This is a genomic window from Brooklawnia propionicigenes (assembly GCF_030297015.1).
Lineage (GTDB): Bacteria > Actinomycetota > Actinomycetes > Propionibacteriales > Propionibacteriaceae > Brooklawnia > Brooklawnia propionicigenes.
Map to the genome: position 1 here is coordinate 826,568 of NZ_AP028056.1, position 17,199 is coordinate 843,766.

Sequence of the window (17,199 nt, forward strand, 5' to 3'; positions counted from 1 at the left end):
CCCAGGAGTGAGTCAAACAGTCTCCCCCAGGCGCCGCCGCGAGGTGATCGATGCGCTGCGCCGCGGCACCGTGCCCGCCAACGGGTTGGACCTGCTCGCCGTCGGGCTCGACCGCTTCGGCCCGGCACTCGACGCCGAACTGGACGCAGTGTCCGGCGGATCGGCGGTCTTCAAGGCCGTTCGCGGCGAGTACGGCTCGGGCAAGACGTTCTTCACCCGGCATCTGGCCGAGCGTGCGCTGCGGCGGGGCTGGGCGAGCGCCGAGGTGCAGATCAGCGAGACCGAGACCCCGCTGCACCGCCTCGAGACGGTCTACCGGCGCATCACGGAGTCGCTGCGGACCGCGACCGTCCCGCCGAGCGCGTTCCGGTCGAGCCTGGACAGCTGGCTGTTCACCCTCGAGTCGGACGCCATCGCTGCCAACCCGACGCTCGCCGGCGCGTCCGACGCAGCCTTGACCGTCGAGGTGGATCGACTCCTGGAGAGCCGGCTGGCCGCGATATCGACCAAGACGCCGGCGTTCGCGCAGGCGCTGCGCGGCTACCGGGCCGCGTCCCTTGTCGGTGACGCGCCCACCGCGGGCGGCCTTGCGGCCTGGGTGGGCGGGCAGCCGCACGTGGCGGCGTCCGCCAAACGTGCCGCGGGCGTCCGCGGCGACCTCGACCACTTCGGGGCGATGGCCTTCCTGCAGGGGCTCCTGACTGTTCTGAAGGACGCAGGCCACCCCGGGCTGCTGGTCGTGCTGGACGAGGTCGAGACCCTGCAACGCGTCCGCGGCGACGTGCGCGACAAGGCGCTGAACGCCTTGCGGCAGCTGATCGACGAGGTCGACTCGGGACGCTACCCCGGCCTCTACCTGCTCATCACCGGCACGCCGGCGTTCTTCGAAGGGCCGTCCGGACTTTCGCGGCTGGCCCCCCTGGCCCAGCGCGTCCACACCGACTTCACCACCGACGCCCGGTTCGACAACCCGCGCGCGGTGCAGATGCGGCTGCCCGGTTTCAAGCGCGACAGCCTCGTGGAGCTGGGAGGGAAGGTGCGGGACCTGTACGCCGAGGGGTCCGCGGACGCCGGCCGGATCCGCGCTGTCGTCGATGACGCCTATCTGGGTGACCTGGCGGACGCAGTAGCCGGCTCGCTGGGCGGTCGGATCGGGGTGGCGCCCCGGGTGTTCCTGAAGAAGCTGGTCAGCGACGTCCTCGACCGGGTCGACCAGTTCGCGGACTTCGACCCTCGCGTCCACTACGCGCTGACGGTGTCCGAGGGGGAGCTGACGGCAGTGGAGCGCAATGCCGCGCGGAGGACGTCCGACCTGGATGCGATCGAGCTGGACACCTCGGGCGCCTGATGACCGGCTTCGACGCCCTCCACCCCGTGGTGCAGCACCACATCGTCAACGAGTTGGGGTGGCGCGAACTGCGACCGCTGCAGGACGATGCGGTGGCGCCGCTGCTGGCCGGTGAGGACGCGCTGCTGCTCGCCCCGACCGCCGGCGGCAAGACCGAGGCGGCGCTGTTCCCGCTGCTGACGCGGATGGCAGGCGAATCGTGGAGCGGCACGTCACTGCTGTACGTGTGCCCGTTGCGGGCGCTGCTCAACAATCTCGAGGCGCGGGTGAACCGGTACGCGTCCTGGCTGGGACGCTCGGCTGCCGTCCGGCACGGCGACACCTCACAGGGCGTGCGCCGACGGATGATGGTGGATCAACCAGACATCCTGCTGACGACACCGGAGTCGCTCGAGGCGATGCTGGTGTCGGCGACGATCAACCCCCGGTCACTGCTCAGCGAGGTGCGAGCGGTGGTGGTCGACGAGGTGCACGCGTTCGCCGGTGACGACCGCGGCTGGCATCTGCTGGCCGTCATCGAGCGACTGACGAAGCTGGCCGGACGCCCACTGCAGCGGGTCGGGCTGTCCGCGACGGTGGGGAACGCCGACGACCTACTGGCGTGGCTGCAGGGCAGCAAGCGGGGCCGACGTCCCGGACGCGTGCTCGCGCCGAAGGCGATTGGCGGTGGGGCGCCGGAGATTGCGCTCGACTACGTCGGGTCGCTGCCCAACGCGGCGACCGTGATCGCGCGGTTGCACCGCGGCGAGAAGCGGCTGGTGTTCGCCGACTCGCGGCGGACCGTCGAGCAGCTGGGCGTCGGGCTGGCGGAGCTCGGGGTTGAAACGTACGTGTCACACTCGAGCCTTTCGGTCGCGGAGCGGCGACGTTCCGAGGCTGCCTTCGCGCAGGGACGCGACTGCGTGATCGTGGCCACCTCGACCCTCGAGCTCGGGATCGACGTCGGCGACCTCGACCGGGTGTTGCAGGTCGGCTCCCCTTCGACGGTGGCGTCGCTGCTGCAGCGGGTAGGGCGGACGGGACGTCGCCCGGGCGCGGTCCGGAACCTGACGGTGTTGGCTCCCGACGATGACGCGCTGCTGCGCGCGACCGGGTTGCTGCTGTTATGGTCGGAAGGGTACGTCGAGCCGATCAGCCCTCCCCCGCACGCGGCGCACATCGCGGCCCAGCAGGTGCTGGCGTTGGCGCTTCAGGAGCGGCAGATCGGGCGCCACACCTGGCAGGACTGGCTCGACGGCCTGGAATTGGTGCCACCGACAGAGGCGGACGCCATCGTCGAAGGACTGCTCGCCAAGGGCGTGCTGGACGAGGACTCCGGCATGCTGTTCGTCGGCCCGGAGGCCGAGAAGCGCTACGGGCGGCGGCACTTCATGGAACTGATGAGCGTGTTCACCTCCGACCCCCAGGTGACCGTGCTGCACGGACGCACCGAGATCGGCGCGGTCGACCCGATGGTGCTGGTGTCGAAGGTGCCCGGGCCGCGGCGCTTGACGCTCGCCGGGCGCACGTGGACGGTGACCGCGGTCGACTGGACGCGGCGCCGGGCATACGTGGAACCCTCCGAGGGCTCCGGGACCGCGCGCTGGCTCGGGACGTCCGCGCCGTTGCGGGGACGGCTCGTGGACGCGATGCGGCGCGTCCTGCTCGGAGCCACGCCCCACGGGGTGGGCCTTTCAGGGCGGGCGTCCGAACGGTTGGCCGGGCTGCGCGCCGAACTCGGCGACCGGGTCGACGCCGAACGCACAGTCGTCCTGCACGAGGACGGCCAGACGCGGTGGTGGACCTGGGCGGGCGGACGAGCGAACGCGGTCCTGCACGCGGCCCTGGACGCCGTCGCCCCCGAGCTGTGCCACCCCGACAGCACCTACACCAACGACCACATCGTCCTGCGCGGCGAAGCGACGGAGTCCGGGCTTGGGGCCGCGCTCGCGGCCGCGAACCAGCGCTTCGGCGAAGATCTCGCCGGCGTACAGCCCGAAGTGATGCAGCGAGCAGTCCAAGAGCTTAAGTTCGGCGACCTGCTCCCGGACACCCTCGCGCACGCCACGTTGAGCGAACGACTCGCCGACCACCCCGGCGCGGCCAGTGCAGTTGGGCGTCCGCGCGTCGAACGCTGGACGTTGTGACTCAGCCCCAGACCCCAGCCAGTGGGTGACGTCTGGTTGGAAGAGACCGGGGCGCGCTGGATCGAGAAGAGCTGCGAGCCCAGACGACATTGCGACGGTCGGGAGTCGCAGGGAGCGGTCAGACTCGTGACCTCCGCTGAGATGACCGCCCAAGCGCAACGGGACGTGCGGCTGACGGTTCCCTGGTCGGCGTCGATCGAACGGATCTAGTTGTATTGCCCTGTGAGGTTGTGATCGCGTTCTGATGGTGCTTGGCCGCCGATGCCGGTGTGGGGTCGGTAATGATTGTAGTGGTGAAGCCAGGCGGTGTAGGCCTGTTCGCGTTCGGTTTCGCTGGTGTACGGGCGTGAGTAGGCCCATTCGTTGGCCAGGATGCGGTTGAATCGTTCGACTTTCCCGTTGGTCTGGGGCCGGTAGGGCCTGGTCTGGCGGTGTTTGATGCCGTCGCTGGTCAAGACGTCGTTGAACAGGGCGGAGCGGTAGCAAGAGCCGTTGTCGGTCATCACTGCTGCCACGCTCACCCCGATACTGGTGAAGAACGCCAAGGCCCGGTCGATGAATCCGGCAGCGGTCTGTTTCCGTTCGTCGTCAAGGATCTCGGAGTAGGCGACCCGGGAGTAGTCATCGACAGCGTGGTGGAGATACCGGTAGCCCCGCGGCCGGGCCGCGGCCCGGCCGGTTTTCGCTTGCGCAGAGCCCCGCCCGTGGGCTCGCCACCCGCCACCGTCGGGGATACGGCCCTGTTTCTTGATATCGACATGGACCAGTTCCCCGGGGGCTGTCTTCTCATAGCGCACCGGAACGGTTGGACGCACGGGCAGCCCGGTGGCCTGATCGATATCGGCCAGGGCCGGCATCCGATCCGAAAAACGTACGGCTGCTCAGACGTCTTCGGCGTCTTCAGCGCCCGCACCGTGGGCGACCACCGGGATCACCGTCGCCCTCGCGCTCATCATCATCGCCATCTACGGCCCCCGTCACGGTGATAGATCGTCGTTGACACCAGGCGATGTTGGCGAGGTCATCGGGCTCGCACTGGGAGCGGGAGCCGGAATCGCTGCCTATTCCCGCGGCAGGAAGACGTGGAGCTTGTTGCCGTCGTCTTGGATGAGCGCTGCCCGCGGCTGCTTTGACACCAAGAAAACCTCGACGAAGTCCCCGGCGGAACCGGCGAAGTTCAAGGCGAGGACGATGTACGCCGTCATTCGGTAGTCATCCGGCAGCGTGAGCAGGGAGGCCAGCAGCACGATCCCCCAGAAGACAACCGGCGCGAGTGCCACGATCACTGCGGTGCGCCGGGTGAGGTACGCGCGGTTTCCGGTGGTCAGGAATGGGAATCGCACCTTGTACGAGGGCCTGACCTTGGTCAGAAGTTGCAGTGTGATCCCGTGGGTCGCTTCGTGGAGTGCCATGTACACGAGGCAGGCGGCCAACGTCACGGGGATCGTGACGACCGGAGACCAGCCGGTCTCGAGTGGCAGACGGAGCAACAGGCCGGCTGCGACAGCGATGAGGGCGACCAACACGAAGATGCCCTGCACCACAAACGTGAGCTTCTTATCCTTCTTGAGGTCGACCGTCAGATGCTCTGTGTAGGTGACCGGGAGTTCCGTGGTGTCCTGCACGCTGCGCTCTGCACCCATGTTTCCCCTCGCGGAGCCGGTTAGCGCGCTGGTGTCGCGCGTGGTTCGGCCTCGTCCATGCCCATCCTATTGGTTTGTTGCGGGCGGTCGGGGAAGTCCAGCGACTCGGCGCGCGTAGACGGTGGCAGCTGCAAGGCTGGCGCCGACAACAACGGAAACCATCACCATCGGAACGAGTACGCTCGTGTCTCCGCTCGCGACGATCAGCGCCATCGCGGCGATGATGCTCGATCCCATCAGCACGGAGAAGACCAGTGTCGGCACGATCAAGAACAACCCCGTCTCGTTTCCGCGCAGGGCGAGAGCGCCGATGATGATCATGCCCGGCAGGACCACGGCCAGATCGATGACGTGGATGGGGTTCACGATCAGCCCGGCTAACTCAAGGCTTGGCGGCGCCTCCTCCGAAATGGTAGCTGGAATGATCTCGCTCAACCACAACAGGGCGAAGAGCACGCCGGTGCCGATCGGGACCCACGCTGCGAACACCCGGGTTGCGCCGCGTGGGTATATCGATGGGCGTGCGCTCGTCGCGAGCGCAGCGATCAGGGTGTAGAAGACAAGCCCGAGAATCGCGACGTAGACGAGAAACAGGCGACCGAAGTGCACGGCGAAGGCGTAAACAATGTAGGCGTACAGCAGATAGAACAACGCACCGACCCAGAGCAGCGTCGCTCTCAGGGAACCGGCGCGCATCCTGATCGCACCCACGGTCAGGACGACGACCGCCAGAAGGTTGCCGATGTCTTGCCCTCGCGCCTGCAGGACCCAATTCTCGGTTTCCTCCTGGTACGGCCAAGGAGCGAGCAGGCCGAGCAGGCTCGCGAGGGTGACGATTGCGGCAATCACGAAAGACGCGACAACAAGGGATGCTCCGGGTCGTTGCACGACGGACTGGATGCGGTTCTGGTTAGTGTCCACATATCAGAGCATGCCTCGCTAGGCCTTGGACGTCGGAAGCACATGCTTGGAACGGGGATCGTGCGTTGGTCTGGACGGTGAAGGCGGCGCCCCGACAACACCTCGGCTCTGTAGCGTCGAACCGGCGCCCGCCACTGTGAATGTCGCGGCGCGCGAGAACCGCGAGCGCAGCTCGATCCCGCTCGTTGCGACGTTCTACGTCGTGGCGGGTCCGCTCGTGGCCGTCACGATCGCTGCCAGGGCGGCGCTGCTTTGCGCCTTGCTGCTTCGCCGACTCGCGTGTCGACCGGCTTGACATGGAGAACGTGTGTGGGTCGGCTCGCCGACCACGGGCAGATCGATATCGGCATCCGGCGCGTCCGGAGCTGACACTGCGTCCACCACGTCGGTGCTTTCACCGCCGATTCCGGCCGCGATCTCGCGCGCGACTTGCCCGGTGTTTCCCCACAGCGATTCGAAGACAACTACCGCGCGCATGCCTCCACCGTCGCCGACGGAACAGCGCCCGTCCACGCGGGCGGCACTCCGGCTGCGCCGTTCCGCACAGCCGGGTAGGGTTGCGACGAACGGGAGATCGGAAGAGATGAAGAAGCTGAATGAAGTGAGCCCCATCTGGCACGCCGTGGTCTGGATCGTCGCATACGTGCTGCTGGTTCCCGTGGGGGACAGGTTGTCGGAATTGGTCGGAGAACCTAATTCGGTGACAGCGCCCCTTCTCGTCGTGCTCGCGATCGTGCTGATCGTCTACGTGAGTCGCAACGGCTGGCTCCGCTATTACGGTGTTCGTTCCTTCCGGAGCGGCGACTTCACAAAGACGCTCTTGTACCTCCCGCTGCTCGCGATCGTTTTACTGCAGTACGCGAAGGGCTGGCGGGAGGGCCTCGACCTAACGGCGGTGCTGCTGATTGTCGCTCTGATGGTATGCGTCGGCTTTATCGAAGAGTTGGTGTTTCGAGGGTTCCTGTTCCGTGCGATCCTCACCAAGAGCACGCTGACGCGGGCCATCGTCATCTCGGGTGTGACTTTCGGGATTGGGCATATCGTGAACCTGGCGCGCGGCTACACAGGTGTCGAGCAGATCATCCAGATCGGCTTCGGGGTGGTACTCGGGATCGTACTCGCGTTGCTGTTCGCAGTCACCGGCACGATCGTCCCGCTCATCATTTTCCACACCCTTCTGAACATCAGCGGCAACGTGACAGCGCCCGACGCCGGATTCGACGTAATCATGCTCGCGATCACGATCCTCATCAGTGTCGGCTACGCCGTCTACCTCGTGACTGTCCTCCGACGGAAGGGCCCGGCCCCCGAAATGCAGCTGACGCTCTCGCCGAGAGCTGACCGCTCGGCGCATGTGCGCTGACCGTCACTGGACGAGGAGGAAGGCCAGAACCGTGACGCGACGGATCGTCTGCTCGTGGCCGTCACGATCGCTACGCTGACGGCGCCCGTGGCTAGGTCGCTTTTCGGCCGATGGCCGCGCTCGTGTGCTCGCGGTCGAAGAGGCCGAGCGTCGTTGTCCTCGTCGACGTAGATCGCCTTGAACAGAGCTTGGTTGCACAGCCGACGGTTCGCGTCGTCGGCTTTGGCGTAGCTGTCGGCTACGTTGGACATGAGCGCCGTGCCGCTGATGTCTCGGCGCACGTCGGGCCATCAGACCAAGTCGCAGATCGCAAGCCCATGACCCAACGCACGCGTCCCGACCACCCGGAAACCGACCTATGATCGATGCAGGATCAACACACGGCGGTGATGATATGAAGACGATGCAGCGCCTCACTAACGCCTACCAGAACGCCCGGGTGGAGGAAATCGACGGGCACTCCCGCTACATCATCATGAGCGACTGCCACCGAGGCGACGGCTCGGTCTCTGACGAGTTCCTCAAGAACAAGAACGTCTTCCTGGCAGCAATGGAGCATTACTGGAAGGAGGGGTTCACCTACATCGAGGCCGGCGATGGCGACGAACTCTGGGAACACCAGTACAAGCACATCATCAAGGCGAACCGGGCCGTGTGGGACCAGCTGCTGCATTTTCATCGTGCGGATCGCTACATCCGGATGTACGGCAACCACGACATCCGGTTGAAGGATCCGGGCTTCGTGCGCGCGAACCTGTGGACGGCCGCAGATCCGGACTCTGGGGACGTGGAACCGTTCTTCACCGGACTCGAGGCGATTGAGGCCGTGGTGTTGCAGCACCGTGACACTCGGCAGGAAATCCTGATCGTGCACGGCCATCAGGGCGACTTCGCCAACGACCAGTTGTGGCAGTTCAGCAGGTTCACACTGCGCTACTTCTGGAGGTATCTGCACGCGTTCGGGGCCCACAGCCCCTCCAGTCCGGTACGCAACTCGTACAAACGGCACAAGGTGGAGCGTAACTACGTGAAGTGGATCCGGGAGAACGGCATCGCGTTGATCTGCGGGCACACCCATCGGGAGAAGTTCCCCAAGCACAACGAGTTGCCCTACTTCAACGACGGCTGTTCCCTGTACCCCTCACACATCACCGGGCTCGAGATCGAGAACAACGAGATCAGCTTGGTGCGCTGGCGCGTCGACCCGAACGAGGAGGGCTTTCTGCAGGTCACCCGGCGGGTCATCGCCGGGCCGGAGCCACTGGACAGGTTCGACCTCAAGCGGAGGGTGCCGAGCGCCGACTGATGCCACCCGCGGGCTGGCGCCTTCGATGCTGAGAGCGTCCCAGGAACCCGTTGCGGCCATCATCGCCGCACCGCGTGCACTCGGCCTTCAGGGCCCTGGCTGAGATGGCCCTGATGAGCCGACGGAGATGGCTTCATCCTGCGGTCGTGCTCAGGCAATGACGCCGATGCGCAGTTCGTCCAGGCCCCACCACAGTAGGGGGCGCACGCTGGCACGCATGTCGTTGAGCGCGCTTGCGGATCGCACCGACACCCCGGCCAGCACCATCACCGACTCGCCCGCCCGGAAGGCGGTCTCGGTCGCAGCCAGCAGGTTGAATGGGCGTTGCTCGATGTCGGGCAGTTCGCCGTTCGCGTCGTCACCATCCGAGCTCAAGGCACGTGCCGAGACCAGGCTGTGCAGCACTTCCCCGCCGTCCGGGCGCAACGCGGCGATGAACAGGGTCACCTCTGCGCTGACCGCTCCTTCCGAAAGCCCCCACTCGTCCCGCAGCGACAGGTTGACCCGGCTGTAGAAGTTGTGCAGCGCGGCGGCTATCATCAGCCGTCCGTTCGAGGCAGGCGTGAAGACGGTACCGCAGGCCACCGACAGCCATGCCTGATGCAAAGGCACCAGGCCGAACAGCTCATTGAGTCCCCAGGTCGCATCGGGATCCACCGACAGGTCGGCGTCCACCACCAGGTGACCGATCTCTCGCCTCGCGAAGGAGCGGTCCTGCACCTGCATGGTGTTGAGCCAGCCTGCCGACAGCGGCCCGCGGCGTTCGAGACTGAATGGCGAGCGGTACTGGGTCAGTTCGGGATCGGCGGGCAGGACGACGTGCGGGTCCAATGCGGGCAAAGGCAGCTGGGCCTTGGTGAACAGGGCCGCGAAGTGGCTCCTCTGCGCCTTGCGGAGCTCGGCGTATCCCGCCAGCACCGCCGCGAGCCGGGTCTGCAACTGACGGCGAGCGAGTGCACGCTCGGCGTCCCAGCTCGTGGCGTCGTGGGCGATTGCGGTGCCCCGCACGGCCCATCTGGCGCGCGTCGCGGCGATCTCTGCCCGCGCCTGCGCGGCCTCGTCGCTCGACACCAGGGCGCGAGTCCGTTCGAGAAAGGCGTGCTGCGCCGCGCACAGCTCGGTTGGCGCGGGCATGGCAGGGTGGGTTGCGCGCAGTGCTGCCGCCGGGTCAAAGCCTCGCCCGGTGAACTGCGGATCTGAGGGAGGAAGGATCACTTCGCGGGACCTCCAATGCGGGACACGGGATGCGTCCTTGATCAATTGTCGCGGGTCCCGGGCGCAATGAACAGGGTGGCCGTGGCTCTCAGGCCGAGGCCAGCGTCGTCAACGATCACCACCGCAGCCGGAGGCAACCCAGACCCTTAGCGGAAGTCGCGGTCGTAGTACTGCCCCTCGTCGCTGCCAGCGGCCACCCGCTCGGCCTCGAGGTTCCGCAACTCGACCCGGCGGGTCTTGCTTGACACTGTCTTGGGCAGCTGTTCGACGAACTCGATGATCCGGACCAACTGGAAGGCGTTCAGGGTCCGGCGACTGTGCTCGAACACCGCGGCTGCGGTGTGCCGGTCGGCCTGCCAACCGGCGGCAAGACAGATGTACGCCTTGGGGACGGCGCCGCGCACCTCGTCGGGAGATGGGACGATCGCGCACTCGACGACCGACTCGTGCAGCATCAGCGCGCTCTCCACCTCGAATGGGCTGATCTTGTAGTCCGAAGCCTTGAACACGTCGTCCGCCCGTCCGACGTAGGTGATGTAACCGTCGGCATCGCGAGACCCGATGTCCCCGGTGTGGTGGTATCCGCCACGCCAGGCCTCGGCAGTGAGGTCGTCCGCGTCGTGGTAGCCACCCATCAGACCGAGATGGTGCACACGGAGGTCGAGACAGATCTCGCCCTCGCCGGCGCCTTCGACCAGGACATCGGTCGCCGGGTCCTTCAGCACCACCGCGTAGCCCGGCATCGGACGTCCCATCGCGCCGATCCGAACCGGTTGACCGGGCGAGTTCCCCACGCAGCAGGTCATCTCGGTTTGGCCGTAGCCGTCGCGGATCGTGTTGTGCCACGCCGACCGCACCTTGTTGATCACCTCGGGGTTGAGCGCCTCACCGGCTCCGACCAGTTCGCGCGGCGGGCGGGACAACCGCGACAGGTCGGCCTGGATGAGCATCCGCCAAACCGTCGGGGGCGCGCAGAACGACGAGACCTCGTGGGAGTCCATCACCTCCATCAGCGTCTCCGCACTGAAGCGCGCGTAGTTGAAGATGAGCACGGTGGCCTGCGCCAGGAAAGGGCTGAAGAAGTTGCTCCAGGCATGCTTGCCCCAGCCGGGCGAACTGATGTTCAGATGCACATCCCCGGGACGGACCCCGAGCCAGAACATCGTCGAGAGATGGCCGACCGGGTAGCTGACCTGAGTATGGCGAACGAGCTTGGGATGGGCGGTGGTCCCCGAGGTGAAGTAGAGCAGCGAGGGTGAGTCCGCTGGCGTCGGGCCGTCCGGGACGAACGTGTCGGGGGCGTCGTAGCTTTCGGAGTAGCTCCGCCAGCCATCATCGGGCTGCTCCCCCACGCTGACCCGCGTCGTCCCCCTTCGCACCAGGTGGAACCGTGCCGCCAACGACGCGGGTGCGATGGCGAAGCGGGTGTCCGCGGTCTCAACGCGCCAGGCCAGATCGATATCCGACACCAGAGTGGAGGTGGGGATCGCGACGGCGCCAACCTTCAACAGCCCCAGGAGGATCTCCCACAGTTCGATGGTGTTGTTGAGCATCACGATCATTGAGTCGCCGCGGCGAACCCCCAGGGACGTGAGCCAGTTGGCGACCTGGTCGGAGCGCCTCGCCAGCTCCGCATATGACCAACTGGTGGCGTCCAGGTTGGAGTCCACGATCGTCACGGCTGCCCGGTCGGGGTGTTCGCCCGCGACGACATCGAACCATTCGAGGGCGAAATTGAACTCCTCCAACTGTGGCCAGCGGAACTCCCGGACCACTTTGTCGTAGTCGTAGACGTTGTCGAGCAGGAAGTCGCGCGCGCCCCGCACCGCGTCGGTTGCGGGGGTGGCAGTTCGGAGCGGATGGCTCATGGAATGAAAGCGTAAAGGCTGCGACCGCTGAGTGGCGCGGTGCCCATCGCGCGACCATCGGGAGTTCTGCCCCAGCCGAGCGAGCCGGCTATTGGGCGGCGCGCTGCACGTGCGCGGCACGCGCAGCGGGGATCGAACCGCAGTCTGGCCGAGACGCTCGAAGGGCCGCGGCACGCCACCCACCGACGCGGCGTCGAGCCAGCCGATGACACCGCTGGCGTCCTCCATACCCAACTGCAATGCGACCCCGGTGCCTGGGATCGGGCCGTCGACCACCGGCCCGGTGCGATAGCGGCGAACTCCGGTGTAGCAGATGGCGAGGAACAACGCCTAGTCAGACAATCATTGTTACTGTGAAAGTAGTCCTTCCGGGGACTGCCTGGAAGGTTGCAGGTTGCATCAAGGGAGATGAAGATTGTGACCGATCAGAGGATTCGAGCCATTCAATACGGTTGCGGGAAGATGAGCATCCACACGATGCAGTTCATGCTGGATCACGGCGTCGACATTGTGGGTGCACTCGACATCAATCCCCACGTCGTCGGCAAGGACATCGGCGAGATCATCGGAGGTGAGGCCCATGGTGTGGTCGTCACCGACGCGTCGATGGCCGACGAACTCCTCGCGGCCCTGAAGCCCGACGTCGCCGTCATCACTACGATGAGCACCATCGCGGACATCTACGAGGCCATGGCGACGTGCGCCCGAAACGGGGTCAACGCGATCTCGACCGCAGAAGAAGCCATCTATCCGCAGAACTCCTCGCCCACGCTCGTCGCTGAACTCGATGCGCTGGCGAAGGAGAACGGCTGCACGTTGACTGGTTCCGGTTATCCGGACATGTACTGGGGCGTCCTGGTGGACACGCTCGCGGGATCCCTGGACAAGCTCACGAAGATCACCGGCTCCTCGTCCTACAACGTCGAGGACTACGGAATCGCGTTGGCCAAAGGCCACGGTGCCGGGCTCACGCTGGACGAGTTCGCCGCCAGCGTCGGTCAGTTCAACGACCTCAGTTCGGAGGAGATCGCCCGAAAGATCACCGGCGGCGAGATCGCTCCGTCGTACATGTGGAATCAGAACGGTTGGCTGTGCGAGCGGCTCGGCTTGACCCCGGTATCGCAGGTTCAGAAGCAGGTCCCACTGACCCACGACGAGGATTTGAGATCGTCCACGCTCGGCATGACGATCAGGGCCGGTGATGCTACCGGCATGTCGGCGGTGGTAACGACGGAGACCGCTGAGGGCATCACGATCGAGACACAGTGCATCGGCAAGGTCTACGCTCCCGACGAGTTCGACCGCAACGAGTGGACTTTGCACGGAGAACCGGATGTGACCATCACGGTGGACCGGCCTGACACCGTCAAGCTGACCTGCGCCAACCTGATCAACAGAATCCCAGCGCTGATCGATGCCGAGCCCGGCTACGTATCGACCGACCGGATGCCGAACAACCGGTACCTGGTCAAGCCCATGCACGACTATCTGACAAGCTGAATCGCACGGGTATAAATACCCTTTTTCCAGCGCGACCGTCACAGTTCATGCAATCGCGGGCTCTATCAAACCAACAGCCATCGCACCGATGACCGAGCCCGATGGTAGAGGCGACCGCGTCGAGTATCCGAGACTTCTCGGCGCGGCTCGCTCTCGTCTACCGCAGGCAGTCCGGCGCCCCGCTGCCTCGGCAGGTGCTGCCCTCGACCACGAATAGGTCTTGGTGCCCCACTCGTGTAAGCTACTGCCCATGTTGACGACTGCGCGCACGCTGGCCGGTGTGGCCACGCACGCGTCGTCCCTGTTCTCCTCCGGCTGTTGTCGGTGTTGTTGCCGCATGCGCGGCGCCCGCTCCTGATCCTTCGTTGATTGAAGGACCCCGGTCGCGTACCTGGGGCAGGGAGTTGGGCACGGAATCCTCCCAACAACCCTTCACCAGGAGAACACAGCCATGACTCTCGATCTACTCTTCGTCGGTGCGAACAGCGGCCGCGCCACCCTCGACCAGCTCGGCGCCGAACTCGACGTGCGCTACCGACTCATCGCCCAGCGGATCACCACCATGGAGATCTTCCCCGTCAGCGTGTTGACCGTCGAACTGGACGCCGACGCCCCCGCCCTCGACGCCGCCACTTCATGGTTCGCGCGGCGCGGCATTCACCAGCTCGCTGCAGCGGTCTGAACCTATCGGTCGCCTCGCCGAGAACAGCCGACCTACTCGATCGGTTGGCTCAGTCGTCCGTTTGCCGAATCAGACCTTCCAGCGGTTTGCCGGCCACGGCTAGGGTGACACCCATGGCAGCCGACACCTCCGCAGCCACCATGTCGTCCACCTCGCGCGCCCCCAGCGTGCGGTTCGAGCATCTCACCAAGATCTACTCCGGACGATCCGACCACCCCACGGTCGCTGTCCAGGACGTGACCCTCAGCATCACCGCGGGCAGCCTCACCGTGCTCGTCGGCTCGTCCGGCTCGGGCAAGACGACGCTGCTGCGCAGCGTCAACCGAATGGTCACCCCAACCAGCGGCCGAGTACTGATCGACGATCACGACGTCTCGGAGCTCGACGCGGTCAAGCTGCGCCGCACCATCGGATACGTGATGCAGGAATCCGGCCTGCTCCCCCACAAACGCGTCATCGACAACATCGCCATCGTCCCGCGTCTCAACGGCGCCACGAAGGCGTCCGCTCGCGAACGTGCCCTCGAGCTGATGACCGTGGTTGGTCTCGACCAGCGACTCGCCACCAGGTTCCCCGCCGAGCTGTCCGGCGGTCAGCAGCAACGTGTCGGGGTGGCGCGTGCACTCGCCGCGAACCCGCGGCTGATGCTGATGGACGAACCATTCGGCGCTGTCGACCCCATCGTGCGCTCCGACCTGCAGCGCGAATTGCGCCAACTGCAAGACCAGCTCGGCATCACGATCCTGTTCGTCACCCACGACATCGCCGAAGCACTCGCTCTGGGCGACCAGATCGTCGTCCTCGCTGAGCGGGGACGCATCGCCCAGCAAGGTACCGGAGCCGAACTGATCGCGCAGCCGGCCGACGAATTCGTCGCAGACTTCCTCGGGCTGGGCGCCGGGCGCGACCTGCATCTGCAAGACAGCGACGGAACCCAGCTCGTGATGGACGCCGACGGGCGTCCCATCGGACGACTGAGCGGACACCGCCGATGACCTGGCTTGTCAACAACTGGTCGACCGTCCTGCAGGCGCTATGGTCGCACCTGGCGCTCGCTATTCCGGCCATAGCGCTGAGTTTCGTGCTTTCGCTTCCGGTGGGATGGTTGGCTTACCGCTACCGGTGGTCGCGTTTCGTGCTCGTCACCGGCAGCTCGCTGATCTACGCGATCCCTTCGCTCCCATTGTTGATCGTGTTGCCTGCTCTGATTGGCACGACCGTCCGCTCACCGGTCAACGTCGTCGTCGCACTCACCGGCTATGGCATGGCACTGATGGTGCGTTCGACCGCCGACGCGCTGGACAGCGTCAACAGGGACACCGTCATCTCCGCGACGGCCCTCGGCTATTCCGGAATCCGACGACTCATCGCCGTGGAACTGCCCTTGGCCGGTCCTGGGCTGCTAGCCGGGTTGCGGGTCGTCTCAGTCAGCACCATGGCGCTGGTCACGGTCAGCGCGGTGCTGGGCATCCCGAGCCTGGGCACCCTGTTCACCGACGGCTTCCAGCGCGGAATCGTGGCCGAGATCGTTACCGGGATTGTCAGCACGGCCGCGCTCGCAGTGCTGGTGGACCGCGCCCTGGTGGCGATCGGCTGGCTACTGCTGCCATGGACGCGGGCACGAACGTGAACTACCTCGCTCAGGCATTCGCATGGATCGCCGATCCGGCCCACCAGGGCGGACCTGGCGGTATCTGGGCGCGATTGGGTGAGCATCTGCTGTACACCCTGATCGCCACAACAGCTGCCGCCGCCATCGCGATTCCGCTGGGCTATTGGATCGGCCACACCGGACGCGGCCGTGGGCTGATCGTGGGCGCCACCGGGGTGGCGCGGGCGCTGCCCACGTTGGGCGTCCTCACCTTGATCGCATTACTCGCCGGGGTCGGCGTCGGGGCCCCGCTGGCTGCGCTCGCCGTGCTCGCGTTGCCCTCGATCCTGGCCGGAGCGTATGCGGGTCTGGACGCGATCCCCGCCTCGACGATCGACGCCGCCCGCGCATTGGGCATGAGCGAATGGCAGGTGCTCACCCGTGTGGAGATACCGCTGGGCCTGCCGCAGCTGATCGGCGGGCTGCGGTCGGCGACCCTGCAGGTGGTGGCCACCGCCACCCTGGTCGCCTATGTCGGCGGCGGTGGGCTGGGGCGCTATCTGTTCCTGGGGTTGAAGACCCAGGACTATCCGCAGATGCTGGCAGCGTCCCTGCTCGCAGTTGGGCTTGCCATCACGGGTGAGGTCTGCTTCGGTGTGCTGTCATGGCTCATCGGCCGGCGGCGGCCGTTAGCCTTGTCGAATGAGTGAGCATCGGGTTTATGTCGTGGGCAGCATCAACCAGGACCTGCTGATCAGCACTTCGAGCTATCCGAAACTCGGCGAGACGGTGCATGGCCACACGGTGGCATACGACGCGGGAGGCAAAGGCGCCAACCAAGCGGTGGCCGCGGCACGACTCGGAGCGACCACCCGCTTCGTGGGCTGCGTCGGCTCGGACGACTCCGGCATCGCCATGACCGAGAACCTGCGCGCCAACGATGTCGATATCGCCCATGTCACCACCGTGGACGACGTGGCCACCGGGCTGGCGGTAGTGACCCGCACGGATTCGGGTCAGAACGCGATCATCGTGATCGCCGGAGCCAACGCCGAGCTGAACCCGGACCGTGTCGCCGCCGGGCTCACTGCCCTGACCGCCGGGGACATCCTCGTGGTGCAACTCGAGATACCGATACCGGCGGTCGAGACCGCGCTGCGGATCGCCCGCCAGCGGGGCGCGACCGCGATCCTCAACGCCGCCCCAGCAGGGGCGGTGGCAGATCTGTTGCCCGACGTGGACATCCTGGTGGTCAACGAATTCGAAGCGGCCACGGTGGCCGGGCTCGACCGCGTCGACGAGCTCGACTTCGCGGCAGTGGCGGGGCTGCTCGCCGAACGGCATTCGCGGGCGGTGATCGTCACCGTCGGCAGCGACGGCGCCTGGCTGGCCGCCGGCGGTCAGCTCACCAAGATCGATGCCTTGCCCGTGACCCCTGTCGACTCGACCGGGGCCGGCGATGCCTTCGTCGGGGCCTTGGCAGCTCTGCTCGCGCAGGGCCATCCGCTGGAGCAGTCGACTCGCTGGGCTGCCGCCGCGGGAGCACACGCCTGTCTGAAGGTCGGCGCTCAGGTGGGCGCCCCAACCCTCGACGATCTGACCGCGATCTTCGGTCTCGATTTCGGTCGGTGACAGC

Annotated in this window: 15 protein-coding genes and 1 pseudogene; 10 read left to right on the top strand and 6 right to left on the bottom strand. The window is 66.2% G+C overall.

The annotated features are described in order from the left end of the window. Positions 1 to 7 precede the first annotated feature (7 nt). Together brxD and QUE25_RS03755 are read left to right on the top strand one after the other, a co-directional pair. A complete protein-coding gene (gene brxD, locus QUE25_RS03750; RefSeq protein ID WP_286267706.1) occupies positions 8 to 1,348 on the top strand; it encodes a BREX system ATP-binding protein BrxD in 1,341 nt (446 codons plus the stop codon). Further along, positions 1,348 to 3,474: a DEAD/DEAH box helicase gene (locus tag QUE25_RS03755; RefSeq protein ID WP_286267709.1), complete on the top strand. Its 2,127-nt coding sequence runs from the start codon at positions 1,348 to 1,350 to the stop codon at positions 3,472 to 3,474. Before brxD ends, QUE25_RS03755 begins: the two co-directional genes overlap by 1 nt. Positions 3,475 to 3,680: 206 nt before the next feature. On the opposite strand, the pseudogene QUE25_RS03760 reads toward QUE25_RS03755, so the two are convergent. The 4 genes and pseudogenes from QUE25_RS03760 to QUE25_RS03775 form a co-directional block, all read right to left on the bottom strand. Further along, a pseudogene (locus tag QUE25_RS03760) lies at positions 3,681 to 4,334 on the bottom strand (IS481 family transposase); the annotation flags it as partial. Between the two features lie 201 nt (positions 4,335 to 4,535). Next, positions 4,536 to 5,117, bottom strand: coding sequence for a DUF3267 domain-containing protein (locus QUE25_RS03765; RefSeq protein ID WP_286267711.1), 582 nt, complete (start codon positions 5,115 to 5,117; stop codon positions 4,536 to 4,538). A 66-nt stretch (positions 5,118 to 5,183) separates the two neighbouring features. Further along, positions 5,184 to 6,038 (bottom strand): hypothetical protein, encoded by an 855-nt coding sequence (locus QUE25_RS03770; protein ID WP_286267713.1) that lies wholly within the window; start codon positions 6,036 to 6,038, stop codon positions 5,184 to 5,186. Between the two features lie 195 nt (positions 6,039 to 6,233). After that, positions 6,234 to 6,515 carry a hypothetical protein gene (locus QUE25_RS03775; protein ID WP_286267715.1) on the bottom strand — a complete coding sequence of 94 codons (282 nt, stop codon included), beginning with the start codon at positions 6,513 to 6,515 and terminating at the stop codon, positions 6,234 to 6,236. A gap of 106 nt (positions 6,516 to 6,621) precedes the next feature. On the opposite strand from QUE25_RS03775, the gene QUE25_RS03780 reads away from it, so the two are divergent. Both QUE25_RS03780 and QUE25_RS03785 read left to right on the top strand, forming a co-directional pair. Then, positions 6,622 to 7,401 (top strand): CPBP family intramembrane glutamic endopeptidase, encoded by a 780-nt coding sequence (locus QUE25_RS03780; RefSeq protein WP_286267717.1) that lies wholly within the window; start codon positions 6,622 to 6,624, stop codon positions 7,399 to 7,401. Positions 7,402 to 7,804: 403 nt separating this feature from the next. Next, the gene (locus tag QUE25_RS03785) at positions 7,805 to 8,707 is read left to right on the top strand and encodes a metallophosphoesterase family protein (protein WP_286267718.1); all 903 of its coding nucleotides are present in this window, start codon (positions 7,805 to 7,807) and stop codon (positions 8,705 to 8,707) included. A 150-nt stretch (positions 8,708 to 8,857) separates the two neighbouring features. Here the strand turns inward: QUE25_RS03785 and QUE25_RS03790 are convergent, their stop codons facing one another. Together QUE25_RS03790 and QUE25_RS03795 are read right to left on the bottom strand one after the other, a co-directional pair. Beyond that, the gene (locus tag QUE25_RS03790; RefSeq protein WP_286267720.1) at positions 8,858 to 9,841 is read right to left on the bottom strand and encodes a hypothetical protein; all 984 of its coding nucleotides are present in this window, start codon (positions 9,839 to 9,841) and stop codon (positions 8,858 to 8,860) included. A gap of 227 nt (positions 9,842 to 10,068) precedes the next feature. Further along, positions 10,069 to 11,790 (bottom strand): AMP-binding protein, encoded by a 1,722-nt coding sequence (locus tag QUE25_RS03795; protein WP_286267721.1) that lies wholly within the window; start codon positions 11,788 to 11,790, stop codon positions 10,069 to 10,071. A 477-nt stretch (positions 11,791 to 12,267) separates the two neighbouring features. Between QUE25_RS03795 and QUE25_RS03800 the strand changes: the two genes are divergently transcribed. The 6 genes from QUE25_RS03800 (at position 12,268) to QUE25_RS03825 (ending at position 17,195) form a co-directional block, all read left to right on the top strand. Next, the gene (locus tag QUE25_RS03800) at positions 12,268 to 13,290 is read left to right on the top strand and encodes an NAD(P)H-dependent amine dehydrogenase family protein (RefSeq protein ID WP_286267723.1); all 1,023 of its coding nucleotides are present in this window, start codon (positions 12,268 to 12,270) and stop codon (positions 13,288 to 13,290) included. Between the two features lie 451 nt (positions 13,291 to 13,741). Beyond that, positions 13,742 to 13,972, top strand: coding sequence for an NIL domain-containing protein (locus QUE25_RS03805; protein WP_286267725.1), 231 nt, complete (start codon positions 13,742 to 13,744; stop codon positions 13,970 to 13,972). Between the two features lie 113 nt (positions 13,973 to 14,085). Beyond that, on the top strand, positions 14,086 to 14,967 hold the full coding sequence (locus QUE25_RS03810; RefSeq protein WP_286267727.1) for an ABC transporter ATP-binding protein: 882 nt from the start codon (positions 14,086 to 14,088) through the stop codon (positions 14,965 to 14,967). Continuing rightward, entirely contained in the window at positions 14,964 to 15,602 is a 639-nt protein-coding gene (locus tag QUE25_RS03815; RefSeq protein WP_286267729.1) for an ABC transporter permease, read from the top strand. The genes QUE25_RS03810 and QUE25_RS03815 overlap by 4 nt, the downstream gene beginning before the upstream one ends. Beyond that, a complete protein-coding gene (locus tag QUE25_RS03820) occupies positions 15,599 to 16,273 on the top strand; it encodes an ABC transporter permease (protein WP_425332756.1) in 675 nt (224 codons plus the stop codon). The genes QUE25_RS03815 and QUE25_RS03820 overlap by 4 nt, the downstream gene beginning before the upstream one ends. Next, complete coding sequence (locus tag QUE25_RS03825) at positions 16,266 to 17,195, top strand: ribokinase (protein WP_286267734.1); 930 nt, start codon at positions 16,266 to 16,268, stop codon at positions 17,193 to 17,195. Before QUE25_RS03820 ends, QUE25_RS03825 begins: the two co-directional genes overlap by 8 nt. Positions 17,196 to 17,199: the final 4 nt, after the last annotated feature.

Coding starts and splice junctions, on each gene's coding strand:
- QUE25_RS03755 (WP_286267709.1), top strand. CDS start 1,348: ATGACCGGCTTCGACGCCCTCCACCCCGTGGTGCAGCACCACATCGTC.
- QUE25_RS03765 (WP_286267711.1), bottom strand. CDS start 5,117: ATGGGTGCAGAGCGCAGCGTGCAGGACACCACGGAACTCCCGGTCACC.
- QUE25_RS03775 (WP_286267715.1), bottom strand. CDS start 6,515: ATGCGCGCGGTAGTTGTCTTCGAATCGCTGTGGGGAAACACCGGGCAA.
- QUE25_RS03780 (WP_286267717.1), top strand. CDS start 6,622: ATGAAGAAGCTGAATGAAGTGAGCCCCATCTGGCACGCCGTGGTCTGG.
- QUE25_RS03785 (WP_286267718.1), top strand. CDS start 7,805: ATGCAGCGCCTCACTAACGCCTACCAGAACGCCCGGGTGGAGGAAATC.
- QUE25_RS03790 (WP_286267720.1), bottom strand. CDS start 9,841: ATGCCCGCGCCAACCGAGCTGTGCGCGGCGCAGCACGCCTTTCTCGAA.
- QUE25_RS03795 (WP_286267721.1), bottom strand. CDS start 11,790: ATGAGCCATCCGCTCCGAACTGCCACCCCCGCAACCGACGCGGTGCGG.
- QUE25_RS03800 (WP_286267723.1), top strand. CDS start 12,268: ATGCAGTTCATGCTGGATCACGGCGTCGACATTGTGGGTGCACTCGAC.
- QUE25_RS03805 (WP_286267725.1), top strand. CDS start 13,742: ATGACTCTCGATCTACTCTTCGTCGGTGCGAACAGCGGCCGCGCCACC.
- QUE25_RS03810 (WP_286267727.1), top strand. CDS start 14,086: ATGGCAGCCGACACCTCCGCAGCCACCATGTCGTCCACCTCGCGCGCC.
- QUE25_RS03815 (WP_286267729.1), top strand. CDS start 14,964: ATGACCTGGCTTGTCAACAACTGGTCGACCGTCCTGCAGGCGCTATGG.
- QUE25_RS03825 (WP_286267734.1), top strand. CDS start 16,266: ATGAGTGAGCATCGGGTTTATGTCGTGGGCAGCATCAACCAGGACCTG.